17 protein-coding genes are annotated in these 12,676 nt (G+C 39.3%); 10 read left to right on the forward strand and 7 right to left on the reverse strand.

Annotated elements, in window-relative coordinates:
* The 3 genes from AABK37_RS23685 to AABK37_RS23695 all read right to left on the reverse strand — a co-directional run.
* A partial coding sequence (locus tag AABK37_RS23685; RefSeq protein WP_432553976.1) for a hypothetical protein occupies positions 1–202 on the reverse strand: 202 nt, incomplete at its 3' end.
* Between the two features lie 47 nt (positions 203–249).
* A complete protein-coding gene (locus tag AABK37_RS23690; protein ID WP_432553977.1) occupies positions 250–828 on the reverse strand; it encodes a hemerythrin HHE cation-binding protein in 579 nt (192 codons plus the stop codon).
* Positions 829–943: 115 nt separating this feature from the next.
* Positions 944–1,918 (reverse strand): CHAD domain-containing protein, encoded by a 975-nt coding sequence (locus AABK37_RS23695; protein WP_432553978.1) that lies wholly within the window; start codon positions 1,916–1,918, stop codon positions 944–946.
* Between the two features lie 343 nt (positions 1,919–2,261).
* On the opposite strand from AABK37_RS23695, the gene AABK37_RS23700 reads away from it, so the two are divergent.
* Positions 2,262–3,329 (forward strand): DUF3616 domain-containing protein, encoded by a 1,068-nt coding sequence (locus AABK37_RS23700; RefSeq protein ID WP_432553979.1) that lies wholly within the window; start codon positions 2,262–2,264, stop codon positions 3,327–3,329.
* On the opposite strand, the gene AABK37_RS23705 is transcribed toward AABK37_RS23700, so the two are convergent.
* Entirely contained in the window at positions 3,326–3,730 is a 405-nt protein-coding gene (locus AABK37_RS23705) for an NIL domain-containing protein (protein WP_039737240.1), read from the reverse strand. The genes AABK37_RS23700 and AABK37_RS23705 overlap by 4 nt on opposite strands.
* A gap of 115 nt (positions 3,731–3,845) precedes the next feature.
* On the opposite strand from AABK37_RS23705, the gene AABK37_RS23710 reads away from it, so the two are divergent.
* The 6 genes from AABK37_RS23710 (at position 3,846) to AABK37_RS23735 (ending at position 9,576) form a co-directional block, all read left to right on the forward strand.
* Positions 3,846–4,433: a thioredoxin family protein gene (locus tag AABK37_RS23710; protein ID WP_432553980.1), complete on the forward strand. Its 588-nt coding sequence runs from the start codon at positions 3,846–3,848 to the stop codon at positions 4,431–4,433.
* Between the two features lie 156 nt (positions 4,434–4,589).
* On the forward strand, positions 4,590–5,813 hold the full coding sequence (locus tag AABK37_RS23715) for an ABC transporter substrate-binding protein (RefSeq protein WP_432553981.1): 1,224 nt from the start codon (positions 4,590–4,592) through the stop codon (positions 5,811–5,813).
* 247 nt (positions 5,814–6,060) lie between these two features.
* Positions 6,061–7,011, forward strand: a complete 951-nt coding sequence (locus AABK37_RS23720; protein ID WP_432554010.1) for a branched-chain amino acid ABC transporter permease — start codon at positions 6,061–6,063, stop codon at positions 7,009–7,011.
* A gap of 8 nt (positions 7,012–7,019) precedes the next feature.
* On the forward strand, positions 7,020–7,952 hold the full coding sequence (locus AABK37_RS23725) for a branched-chain amino acid ABC transporter permease (RefSeq protein WP_432553982.1): 933 nt from the start codon (positions 7,020–7,022) through the stop codon (positions 7,950–7,952).
* Positions 7,953–8,051: 99 nt separating this feature from the next.
* A complete protein-coding gene (locus AABK37_RS23730; protein WP_432553983.1) occupies positions 8,052–8,831 on the forward strand; it encodes an ABC transporter ATP-binding protein in 780 nt (259 codons plus the stop codon).
* Positions 8,832–8,841: 10 nt separating this feature from the next.
* A complete protein-coding gene (locus AABK37_RS23735; RefSeq protein WP_432553984.1) occupies positions 8,842–9,576 on the forward strand; it encodes an ABC transporter ATP-binding protein in 735 nt (244 codons plus the stop codon).
* 73 nt (positions 9,577–9,649) lie between these two features.
* Here the strand turns inward: AABK37_RS23735 and AABK37_RS23740 are convergent, their stop codons facing one another.
* Entirely contained in the window at positions 9,650–9,892 is a 243-nt protein-coding gene (locus AABK37_RS23740) for a DUF6737 family protein (protein WP_432553985.1), read from the reverse strand.
* Positions 9,893–10,247: 355 nt separating this feature from the next.
* Between AABK37_RS23740 and AABK37_RS23745 the strand changes: the two genes are divergently transcribed.
* The 3 genes from AABK37_RS23745 to AABK37_RS23755 all read left to right on the forward strand — a co-directional run bounded on the left by AABK37_RS23745 (position 10,248) and on the right by AABK37_RS23755 (position 11,523).
* A complete protein-coding gene (locus AABK37_RS23745) occupies positions 10,248–10,808 on the forward strand; it encodes a GNAT family N-acetyltransferase (protein ID WP_432553986.1) in 561 nt (186 codons plus the stop codon).
* A 101-nt stretch (positions 10,809–10,909) separates the two neighbouring features.
* Positions 10,910–11,167 (forward strand): type II toxin-antitoxin system RelN family antitoxin, encoded by a 258-nt coding sequence (locus AABK37_RS23750; protein WP_432554011.1) that lies wholly within the window; start codon positions 10,910–10,912, stop codon positions 11,165–11,167.
* A 176-nt stretch (positions 11,168–11,343) separates the two neighbouring features.
* A complete protein-coding gene (locus tag AABK37_RS23755) occupies positions 11,344–11,523 on the forward strand; it encodes a hypothetical protein (protein WP_432553987.1) in 180 nt (59 codons plus the stop codon).
* A gap of 112 nt (positions 11,524–11,635) precedes the next feature.
* Here the strand turns inward: AABK37_RS23755 and AABK37_RS23760 are convergent, their stop codons facing one another.
* Entirely contained in the window at positions 11,636–12,220 is a 585-nt protein-coding gene (locus AABK37_RS23760) for a Uma2 family endonuclease (protein ID WP_432553988.1), read from the reverse strand.
* Between the two features lie 193 nt (positions 12,221–12,413).
* Positions 12,414–12,647: a hypothetical protein gene (locus AABK37_RS23765; protein ID WP_432553989.1), complete on the reverse strand. Its 234-nt coding sequence runs from the start codon at positions 12,645–12,647 to the stop codon at positions 12,414–12,416.
* Between the last annotated feature and the right edge of the window lie 29 nt (positions 12,648–12,676).

Here is a 12,676-nt window from a genome sequence, read left to right on the forward strand (position 1 = left end):
TGTCTCCCCATCTCCCCCTCTCCTTGTCTCCCCATCTCCCCCTCTCCTTGTCTCCCCATCTCCCCCTCTCCTTGTCTCCCCATCTCCCCCTCTCCTTGTCTCCTTGTCTCCCCATCTCCCCCTCTCCTTGTCTCCTTGTCTCCCCATCTCCTTGTCTCCCCTCAACAAAAAGGCGATTTATCAAGCTGATGCTTTTCGGCATCGAAACTTGACAAAATCGCCTTTAATTGCTGCGTCGTGGTATTGATTTTAGCTGGTCAGACCATCAAACACACCCCTCAAAGCGGCAACAGCATCTTGAGTCCGTGCCCAAACACCTTGATCGGGGTCTAAACCTGTGAGTTCTCGTGTTCCCAACACTTCGAGGACACCTTTAAGTTGCTCTTGATGAGCGCGATTTTTAAAGTTCACCTGATTCAAGGGACCGATCGCTTCTTTCACGTCGTCACCAACCACTTGCGCTGCCTTATGGACAATCAAGCCAGTCATCACGGCTTGATGCTTAATCCTTTCGTGGATGGAAACTTTCTGATATAATGTCAACTGGTCTGTGCCCATCAAACCGTTTACCTGGTCAACGTACTGTTTGATACTATCTCTAGGCTGGGGCGAACCATCACCAAATTTGCTGAGTACTCCGTCAATTACTGCAAGGTCTTGTTGGTCATCTTTGATAAAGTCGTTAAAGCGATCGCTAATTTCACTATCGCTGCTCAAAGCAGGCGTTAATTTCTGTTCATTAGCAATCAATAACTCTTGTAGCGCTTTCAAATCTGCCAGTTCCCTAGCGATCGCGCTACGCTTTGTATCATCCAAAGCTACAACCATGATTGACTTTCCTCAAATAATAAGCGAGCAAGATTAATATCTCACGGTTATTTGTTATTTCCCTCTTTCTTGAGATATATTATCAATTATTTGCTTTTTATTACTATTAGCCAAATTACACGGTTAGGGGATGCAGTATTGTTAAATGAAAGCCGTGTCTAGTTTCCGGTTTCAAATACCGCTCCTGTAAGGGTTGCCACTGCTGCCACAATTTATAGCGATTTTCTGCTAATAAATTCGCAAAAGTAGGCAGCTTAGTTTCAATTTCTGACTCGAAGACATCCGTCAGCCACTCGCCTAAGACTACACTATCTTGAATTGAACCCAAGATGTCTTGAATGTTTTTAACATCTGCTACATAAACTGAGTAAGATTCTCCGTATAACTCAGTAAATAACTCCATCTGATAGCGCACGCGCTTGGCTTGTTTACGCAAAGTATGCAGCATTTCGCCATTAGTTGCCAATTCTTTCTCTATCTTGTCGGCTTTTAAACCTTTAGGAATGACAACTTTTGCATTTTCTACTTGCGTTCCCACTAACCAACCCGGATCTAGCAATAAACTACTCACTTCCGGCAAAAGTAAATCCGGTAGCAATTCTTGCATAGGCAAAGATGCTACGGGTAGATAACTTGGGTTTTCCAACCACTCGTTCATTCCCTGTTTTAGAGATTTATAATGCTCATCTTTAAATGTTGCTTGCACCCCTTCTAACGCATCTTCGCGTTGTTTAGATAAAGCATCGAAAGCTGTTTGCAGAGATTTTTGTTCTTTATGCGGTAAATTTGGACGGTAAGTGTTTTCCAAAGATTCTTTGAGTACATCTAAATCTCGCAATGTACCAAGACGACGGGCAATTTTGCCAATATTTTTATCACTTACTGGCTTAGATAAATCTAAAGCTAGCCCAAATCTGCTGACTGCTGTGCGTAAACGACGCATCCCTACTCGCATTTGATGCAGAGCTTCTGGATCTTCATCTTTCTTAACAGGTTTTTCCCACTTTAAGGTTTTTTTAAAGTGTTTTTTCAGTGCTTCGTGAGCATAGTCACCTAGCGTTTTTAGTTTAGCTTGTGCAACTAATTCCATAATATTATTCGTCTTAACTTGATAGCAACAACTGCTTAATTAGGTTTCTGTATGATAACACTAATTACATTTTTGTCTGTCCTTTTTGCATGTTTTTATCTAATTTATTTAATCTGCATTATTCTAACTTTTGATGCTTGTTTATCTTTTCTCAGAATGTTAATTGTCACATTTTTTTAATATTAAGTTATAAATGTTTTTAGAGTAACATATAAATTTAATAAATATTATTTTAGCTTGAAAAACTGGATAAACGTTATACTTTCTGTCATTATTTATAATGCTAAAGTATGATAAAACACATAATAATAACAATATATTACACAAGAGGAGCAAAGGTAAAATGGATAACTCATATTTTCTAAGTCAAGTATCCTTAACTTTTACTGACGGTTTTAAAGAATACAGAGAAGACCTTTCCGCAGTGCTGCTGACTCCAGAAAAGCATTTGTGGTTGGGTTCAGATGAAACCTCGACTATTGAGCGTCTTTCTTTGGTTGATGGCGATAATTTTGCAAATCACGATCGCTATCGAGTCGCAGAATTTATAGATTTACCGGCACCAGAAGAAAAAGAAATTGACATTGAAGGACTTGCCTACACCGATTATTATCTTTGGTTAATAGGTTCCCATAGCTACAAACGCAAGAAGCCTAAATCTGATAAATCAGATGAAAAAAACATTCAAAGACTGGCAAAAATTGACACAGAACCTAATCGTTATATTCTGGGAAGAATTCCGCTTGTGGACGGGAAGTTGTTTTCGTCATGCCCGCACCCGCAAAATCCAGATATATTGTTAAGTGCCGCCAAACTGGAACTAACTCCGACAGGAAACTTGTTAATGGCAGCTTTAGCAGACGATCCTCATTTAGGCTTTTTTGTGAAAGCAGCAATTCCGGGGAAAGATAATGGCTTTGATGTGGAAGGGATAGCTGTCTGTCAAAAGCGAGTTTTTATCGGTTTGCGGGGTCCGGTTTTGCGTGGTTGGGCGGTGATGCTGGAAGTAGAATTAGAAACATCTACCCCCGGAATCATGACACTGCGGGAAATTGGTCAAGAGGGAAAGTCATATAAAAAGCATTTTCTGTTTTTGAATGGTTTGGGAATTCGGGATATGCATCTTTATGGTGAAGATTTGTTGATTTTAGCCGGACCAACTATGGATTTAGATGGACCGGTACAACTTTATCGTTTGCGGAATGCTGTGAATTTAACAGAAAATACACTTCATTATCCAGAGTTTCTGCAAGATATTCCCTATGGAAACAGAGTTGAACACGCTGAAGGCTTTACGCTATTTGAAAATGTAACTGGGATACCTTCTATATTGGTGGTTTATGACTCGCCGGCAAAAACTAGACTCTTTGGTGATGGTGGTGTGATGGCTGATGTATTTCGTTTGGGTTAAAGGTTGGTTGAGATTGCTTGGACGGGACAGGTGGGTATACATTGTTCGCAGACGATGCAACGCGATCGCGTAAATGTCAGTTTATATGTTTCCGGGTTCAGGGTAAGCGCTTCGGTGGGACACACTCCTGTACACAAACCACAATCAACACACACATCTTCATCAATCGCTATTTCGCCTAAACTGAGGGAAACGTTAATATTTTGCGATCGCATCCACTCAATCGCTGCATCTAGCTGATCTATGTCCCCGGAAAGTTCAACTACAAGTTTACCAATTTGATTTGGGGCAACTTGAGCGCGGATAATATTTGCCGCTACATTGAATTCTTTTGCCAGTCTATACGTAACTGGCATTTGTACAGCGCGTTTGGGAAAGGTGAGGGTAACTCTTTTTTTCACAGGTTTGTCAGAGGGTTTTATCTGTTGTAGCGTAGTGGGTTGAGCGTAGGAACCGCCAAGACAGAAAAAGGTAAACTAAAGAAGATGCAACTTAATAAGATTTAATAAATTTGTTATGAGTACAGATTCGCCTATATCTTCTCAAAAGCCTGAATCTACAGGTGGGACACGCTTAAGAAATTTTGCGATTGCAATGGTAGCGATCGCCCTTAGCGTTGCTTTATTCTTAGGATTGCGAACTCAGACGCCAGAAGCAAGTCTTGCAAAGTTAGATCAAGGGTCTACACCATTAGAATTAGCATTGACAAACAGCAAGCCAACGCTGATAGAGTTTTATGCTGATTGGTGTACTGTTTGCCAAAAAATGGCACCAGATATGCAACAGTTGGAGACGCAATATGCTGACAAAGTTAATTTTGTCATGCTGAATGTAGATAATACCAAATGGCTGCCGGAGATGTTGAAGTATCGGGTGGATGGAATTCCCCATTTTGTTTTTTTGGGTAAAGATGGGGAAACAATAGCTCAGGCGATCGGCGATCAACCGCGTACAATTATGGGAAGTAATTTAGAAGCTTTGGTTACTGGTTCATCTTTGCCTTATGCTCAAGCAAGCGGACAAGTTTCCAAATTTTCCGCACCAGTCGCACCAACAAGTAGTAAAGACGATCCTCGGCTTCATAGCAGCCAAGTCGTAAATTAACGTGAGTTCGGCAAACCTCAAAGTATAGCAAAAAGTTTGAGCGGAAGTTACGATCGCTCAAACTTTTATGCGTTAGGTAATTATGAATTATTAAGGAATTCGACCTTTGCATGGTGAAATAATATAGCAATCCGAAACGAGATATATAGTTAAATTATGAATAGACCACAAGCGATCGCCACTGTATTCTTAAGCATTTGTACCCTACTGTTAACAGCTTGCAGTGGTAGTAACACTGGGACAAATGCCAATAATACTACCAGCAGTACGAGCAAAACTACATCAAGCGCTATTCCCATCGGTATCGCCTTTGCCCAGACTAGCAACGTTGCCTTACTTGGTCAAGAGGGAGCCGCAGGAGCAAAAATTGCCGAAAAGTATTTTAATGAGAAAGGTGGCGTAAATGGTACACCAATTAAATTAATTTTCCAAGATACTAGCGGTGACGAAGCCGGAGCAATTAACGCTTTTCAAACTTTAATTAACAAAGATAAAGTTATCGGTATTATTGGACCGACTTTATCACAGCAAGCATTTAGCACTGCTCCGGTTGCAGAACGTGCTAAAGTTCCAGTGGTAGCTGCATCGAATACAGCATCAGGAATACCTGAATTAGGTGATTATATTTCTCGTGTTTCTGCACCTGCTTTTAAAGTCGCTCCTAATTCTGTCAAAGCTGCATTAAAACAGAATCCACAAATTAAAAAAGTTGCTTTTTTCTACGCTCAAAATGACGCTTTTAATAAATCAGAAACAGAAATATTTCAGAAAACAGTTAAGGAACAAGGTTTAGAAATAGTCACGGTACAAAAATTTCAAACTACTGATACTGATTTTCAAAGTCAAGCAACTAATGCAATTAATTTAAAGCCAGATTTAGCGATTATTTCTGGTTTAGCTGCTGATGGTGGGAACTTAGTGCGACAATTGCGCGAACTCGGTTATAAAGGCTTAATTATTGGTGGTAATGGCTTGAATTCATCTAATGTCTTATCAGTTTGTAAAGCGTTATGTGATGGAGTGATGATTGCTCAAGCTTACAGTCCAGACCATTCTAATGAAATTAACAAATTTTTTCGTCAAGCATATCTTGACCAATACAAAAAAGAACCTCCTCAATTTACCGCTCAAGCTTTTACCGCAGTACAGGTTTATGTAGAAGCACTTAAGGCTTTAGATAATAAGAGCAAAGTTAATAAATTACAACTACCGCAATTGCGAACAGAATTAAATAAGCAGATCCTAGCTGGAAAGTATGACACACCATTAGGGGAAATTTCTTTTACCCCCATAGGTGAAGTAGTCCAGAAAGATTTTTATGTTGCCCAAATCAAAATGAATAAAGATGGTAATAATGGAAAATTCACCTTCATTAAATAGTCAATCTATTCGGTTGACGAAAAATTCCAAATGAATAAATCCATAAATCATAGGACTTACGCAAAATCTCTCTCCAACTCTCATTCCTCTGTGCCCTCTGTGCCTCTGCGGTAGCCTTCTCTTCTCCTTCGGAGACGCTCCGCGAACGAGAGGCTTGTCTGCGACACGCTCCGCGAACGCCAACGGCAACGCCAAGGGCGAACGTTTTTCCGTTAGTTTGTGCGTAAGTCCTAAATCAGTTCAGCAAATGGATATAACTTTCGTTTTGCAGCAATTATTAAATGGGTTATCCATTGGCAGTGTATACGCAATTTTTGCCTTGGGATATACCTTAGTTTATTCAATTTTGGGCATCATTAATTTAGCGCACGGGGCAATTTTTACCTTGGGTGCATATTTTACTTATGCACTCATGGGTGGTAATTTTGGCTTTAGTGGCTTATTAGCTAATGTTGTTTTACCTGTAAAATTGCCTTTTGCTATTTCTTTGATTTTAAGTAGTATTTTGGCAGGTTTGATCGGGATAATAATGGAACGCATTGCTTTTCAACCCCTACGACGTAAAGGTTCTGACCCATTGTTGACAGTTGTTTCTAGCTTGGGTGTAGCGGTAGTAATTGTTAATTTGATTCAATATTTAGTAGGTGCAGAAAGTTACACTTTTCCGGCAGATACTTTTGGTAATTTACCCGCAGCAATTAACTTTGGCACTGTAGAGAAACCGATTCCTATTCGCAGTGTGCAATTGGTAATTTTTGCTGTTTCTATGGTAATTGTTTTGATGATGACTTATTTTATTAATTCTACAAAATATGGGAAAGCAATGCAAGCGATCGCTGAAGATCAAGTGACTGCGAGTTTGTTAGGAATTAACACAGATAAATTTATTATTCTCACCTTTTTTATCAGTAGTTTCTTAGCAGGACTAGCAGGTAGTTTAGTTGCTTCTAGTGTCAGTATTGCTGGTCCATATTTCGGGATTGGTTTTGGTTTACGGGGTTTAGCAGTCATAGTTTTAGGTGGTTTAGGAAGTATTCCTGGTGCAGTTTTAGGAGGTTTAGTTATTGGTGTAATTGAAGCTTTTGTTCCATCGGAATATTCTGGCTATAAAGATGCTGTGGCTTTTGGCATATTATTTATCATGCTGTTAGTCAGACCTCAAGGTTTGCTCGGAAAGAAGTTTATTCAGAAAGTCTAAAAAATTAAATGAATGATTTTTTTTCAACTTACGGTTCTTTAATTGTCTCAATGGTCTTAGGTTCACTGGTTGGATTATCATTATACTTACCATTAATGACTGGACAGTTATCTTTAGCGAGTCCAGGATTTTATGCTTTAGGTGGCTATATTGCCGCAATTTTATCTACTAAAGTATTCACCTCTAAGAGTAATTTATTTCCAATTCATTTCTTATTATTGGAAATGTTAATTGCTGGAATTATTTCTGGTTTATTGGGTATCGCTGTCGGTATTCCGGCTTTAAGATTAAGAGGGATATATTTAGCGATCGCAACTATTGCCTTTGTCGAAGTTTTGCGCGTAATCTCCCTAAATTTAGACATTACAGGTGGTGCAGTTGGTATTTTTGGTATTCCTCAACCTTTTGAAACTCAAATAGAATATCTCTGGATAGCACTCCCATTATTAATTATAAGTATGGTGTTATTCTATCGCTTAGAACAAATGCGTGTTGGTAGGGCTTTTATTGCAATTAGAGAAGATGAATTAGCAGCAGGGGCAATGGGAATTAACCCTACATATTATAAGGTACTAGCATTTACTTTGGGTTCAATTCTTGCGGGAATTGTTGGTGCAATTAGCGCTCATTTTCTCAATACTTGGAATGCGCGTCAAGGTACATTTGATGCTAGTATTATTTATTTAACTTTTGTCTTAATAGGTGGTTCGAGAAGTTTTTTAGGTGCTGTATTAGGAGGAATGGTTTTTACAGCTTTACCAGAAGTTTTAAGGAATTTAGCTGATACAGGTGGTTTACCTGATTGGTTATCTCACTTTTTACGTGATGGGAGATTGATTATTTTTGGATTGTTAATTGTGATTGGGACAATATTCTTTCCGCAAGGTTTAGTAACTCCTGATATATTCAAAAAATTAACTAAAGTTAAACAACGTAGTTAGGACTTACGCAAGAATCTCTCTCATCCTTCTTCCTTCGTGTTCTTTGCGTCCTTCGCGGTTCGTTTTTTCATAATTTTGCGTAAGTCCTGGTAGTTAAATATGCAATTATCTCCAAAAAGTACAATTATTTTAGAAGCAAAACAACTAACTCGTCGTTTTGGTGGTTTAGTCGCAGTGAATAATGTTTCTTTTGCAGTTAAGAAACATGAAATATTTGGTTTAATTGGTCCCAATGGTGCTGGAAAAACTACTCTGTTTAATTTAATTACTGCTTTAATTCCTTTTTCTAGCGGTGAATTAATTTATGCAGGTAAAGTTATTTCCAAATATAAACCGCATCAAATAGCAGGTTTAGGTATTGCCAGAACTTTTCAAAATATTCGCTTATTCGGGGAATTATCGGCTTTAGAAAATGTAATTATTGCGCGTCATTTGCATACCCAAAGCAATATGATTACAGGTGTTTTAGGTTTACCATTTGCAACGAGTGAGGAGGAAAATAGCAGACAAAAAGCGTTAGCATTATTAGAGTTGATTGGATTAAGCGATCGCACCGAAGAAAAAGCCAAAAATTTCGCTTATGGTGACCAGCGTCGCTTGGAAATAGCTCGCGCTTTAGCCTTAGAACCGCAAATTTTACTGTTAGATGAACCTGCTGCGGGAATGAATCCTAATGAAAAACATCAATTAAGTGAATTTATCCGCGATCTGCGCGATCGCTTTAATTTAACAATCATCTTGATTGAGCATCATGTACCATTAGTAATGGGATTATGCGATCGCATTGCAGTTTTAGATTTTGGACAATTAATTGCTTTAGGTGAACCATCTGTAGTCAGAAACGATCCAGCTGTAATTGAAGCATATTTAGGAGATTAATAAGGAACAAATGAATCCCGACAAACACCAAGCAATAGATGAAATTATATTACAATTGCAAGACTTAGATGTAAGTTATGGTGGTATTAAAGCCCTAAAAAAAATTAATTTAACTATCAAAAAAGGTGAAGTAGTTACTCTAATCGGTGCTAACGGTGCTGGTAAAACTACCACCTTGAGAGCTATTTCTAAAATTGTTAATCCTCAAAGTGGTAACATTATTTATAATGGACGCAATATTACTCGTCGTCAAGCTCATGAAGTTGTCAAATTGGGTATTGCTCATTGTCCCGAAGGACGTAGGGTTTTAGCCAAACAAACAGTTTTTGATAACTTCATGTTAGGAGCTTATATTCGTTCCGATCGAGAAATAAAAGCAGATATTAACAAGCAATTTGATTTATTTCCTCGGTTAGCGCAAAGACGCAATCAACTAGCAGGAACTTTAAGCGGTGGTGAACAACAAATGTTAGCTATATCTCGTGCTTTAATGAGTAGACCAAAACTTTTACTTTTAGATGAACCGAGTTTAGGTTTAGCACCTGCGATCGTCAAGGAAATTTTTGCAATTATTCAAAATTTGCGGAAAACAGGTGTGACAATATTATTAGTTGAACAAAACGCAAATCTCGCTTTGCAAATCGCAGATAGCGGTTATGTTTTAGAAGCTGGTTCTATTACTTTAACAGGTGCAGCATCAGAATTAATTAGTGATGAAAGAGTCAAACAAGCCTATTTAGGTTAAAAGGTAGAGACGTTCCGATGGAACGTCTCTACGACAGTTGCGGTGTTTTTATTAGTGCATGACATGATATAATTCATAACTCCTCAGTGGAGTGAAGCGACTCCAAAACCCCACTGCGGATCATCAGTTTGGGCCACATCAACAAGAAGAAGCCCATCCAAGTTAATATAGGCACTGAGACGAGAACTGTTAACCAGATAATTTTAAATATTATCCAGCTACCACTAATCAGCGTTATACCTGTTAAAAGAATAGACCAAGGTTGACACCACCAAGGTTTGTAGCTCCAAGGACTGATAGGCTTTTGTTCAGACATGTGAATTAAGGTAATACAAATAGTCCTTTTACAAGTTGTAGCGTAAAAGCAGGAGAAATGCGATGCCGAGTACGGCAATAAGAGCGGAACGCCTTTCCTCATTAGAGTATCCTTTATTGAATTAAATAGTTTTAAAACTTACACAAAATCTCTCAAACTTTCCCAAATGTGTTCTCTGTGGTAGCTAATAGGCAAGTCGCTCCTTTGTCTACGTTTTTTGTTATTGCTGCTTTTGTCGTAAGTTTGAGAGTAATCCGTACTTGAGTTGATAAACAGTTTATCCTGTAGAGTAAGCCAAGTCTTTGAGTTTTAGCCAGACTAAGATGGCACAACCAATTATCAACAAGTCTAGAAAATGAGACTAGAAACACCACGGTTATTTTTGCGTACTTTTCAAGAAAGCGATCGCCCAACATTCATCGCTTATCGTTCCGATCCAGAGGTGGCAAAATATCAAAGTTGGGATGTACCCTTTTCGGAAGCAGATGCATTAGCCTTTATAGACTTGATGCAACAGGCAAAACCGGGTGTCTTGGGTGAATGGTATCAGTTGGCGATCGCACTCAAGACAACGGGGGAAATGATTGGTGACTGTGCTTTTTGTATTGCTACTGATGGGAAGCAAGCAGAAATTGGCTTTACTCTTGCGACGATGCACCAAGGAAAAGGTTACGCAACCGAAGCTATAACTCGTTTACTCGACTATTTATTTTTAGAGTGTCATCTGCATCGCGTCTGTGCTAATTGCGATCCAGAAAATGTTGCCTCAGTGAAATTATTAGCACGTATTGGCATGAGGCACGAAGGACATTTTATCAAAAGTTTGTGGTTCAAAGATTATTGGGCAAGCGAATTATGGTTTGCCCTGTTGCAAGAAGAATGGTTAACAATTGAAAAATTTAATCCACTTCGGTAGATACTGCTTTTGAGCGCAGGCGATCGCTATGATTGCTTAATCAATTCAGGCTTACGCTTGCTGGAATGTTAGGATCTCCAACAAAACGAGGTGTAAAACAGATGAAAGCGATCGAAGTTACCGGCAAGATTGACCAAGAGGGAAATCTGATTCTGGATGAACCAATTCAGGGAACCACTTATCCTCATCAGGTTCGGGTGATTGTGTTGGTTCCAGAAGAGGCAGAAGCAGAAGAGATTGACCCTGATGATACACCCATTGAGGAGATTAAAGCCAGCTTGAGAAGAGCCTTACATCAGGCAAAAACGGGTCAGCGCTTGCCACTATCTCAAATGTGGGAGGGAATTGATGCCGAATGAACAGCCATCGGTATTAATCGATTTAACTCCTGAATATAAACAAAACTTGCGCGACCTTTCTAAGAGATTTCGTATGGGTTCGCTCTGATGTTGAACTAATTATCGAGCAATTACAACAAGGAAATATTTTAGGAGATAGAATTGGGGGCGTTGGTGAGGAGTATATTGTTTACAAGGTGATAATTCGTAACAGTAATATCCAAAAAGGTAAGAGTGCTGGATACCGATTGATTTATCAGCTTGAGTCACCCATAAGTATTTTACTACTAACAATTTATTCTAAGTCTGACCGAGAAGATATCGGTGTAAAGGAAATCCGAGATATCGTGGCTGATTTTTATGGTGAGTCAGGTTAAAATCGCCAGGAGATTATGCGTAGACGCTCTTAGCGGTGAGCCAGTCCGGTGGACGGGTTCCCCGGCATAAAGGAACTGGCGAACCCGTAGGGCTTGTCGTTAGACATCGCCTTTACGATACAATAATTGGCGGTAACATTTCCAAAACCACAATCTGCAAATCAGCAAACTGTAACGGTGAAATTCTTGCATCTTCACCCAAAATCACTTTGCTTTGATAGCCTTCTTCATTCGGTTCTCGAAATACATATAATTGACGATTAACTACATCTATTACCCAATAATCTGCAATTCCCGCTTGAGCGTAAGCTTTACCTTTTGTTTCACAGTCAAATTTTAAACTGCTATCAGCCACCTCAATTATTAAATAAACCTCGCTGGGGGTAGGATGATGGTCTGCATAGTCGAGTGGATCTATTTGCACAACTGCAACATCTGGTTCGGGTTCTGAGCGTTGATTTAACTTTATCGGGTCTTGAATTGATACCCATGCTCGATTTCTTAATCTGTTTTTCAGTAAGTAATCTGTCCTTCCCACCGCTGACCGATGCGCTGTCCCTTTAGCACTCATCCAGATAATCTTTCCTTCTAACAATTCCACTCGCTCATCTTCATCTAAAATCCCAGTCTCAGCCATGCGGTGGTAGTCCGCAACTGTCCACAAGCGAAGATTTAAGCTGGTATCTGTATTCTGCATGGCTTGTGTATTAAGTGTGGAGATTATTGAGGTTAGCTTGCACAAGGTTATTTAATATCGTAGCATCTCTGTGCTATTGACATAATTGATGTTTTGTGCAGTAAGTTAGGAAAAAGAAGCGATGCCTACGGCAACCCTTGATCGGGAACGCCTGTGATTTGATGGTTCATAGCGATCGCCTCCACACTTTTCCTTAATCTTGCACTCTCGGACGATGCAATACACTAATCATTTCTTTTGGGTTACGGGTTGGCATTAACCGACTCCATTCTGCCATTTCCGCAAAACCCAAAGAATGTAACCTGTAAATCACCCCTTTTACCCATTGCGGGATACCAATCAAAATCATCCGGTTAGCTTGCTTACCTGAAATTAAAGCATCAATAGCAAGGGTTTCATTAGCATCACGCTCGTGATTTTCTGACATTCGTCTTTACCTGGTTTGTAGAATCAAAT

Source organism: Tolypothrix sp. VBCCA 56010 (assembly GCF_050875635.1).
Lineage (GTDB): Bacteria > Cyanobacteriota > Cyanobacteriia > Cyanobacteriales > Nostocaceae > Hassallia.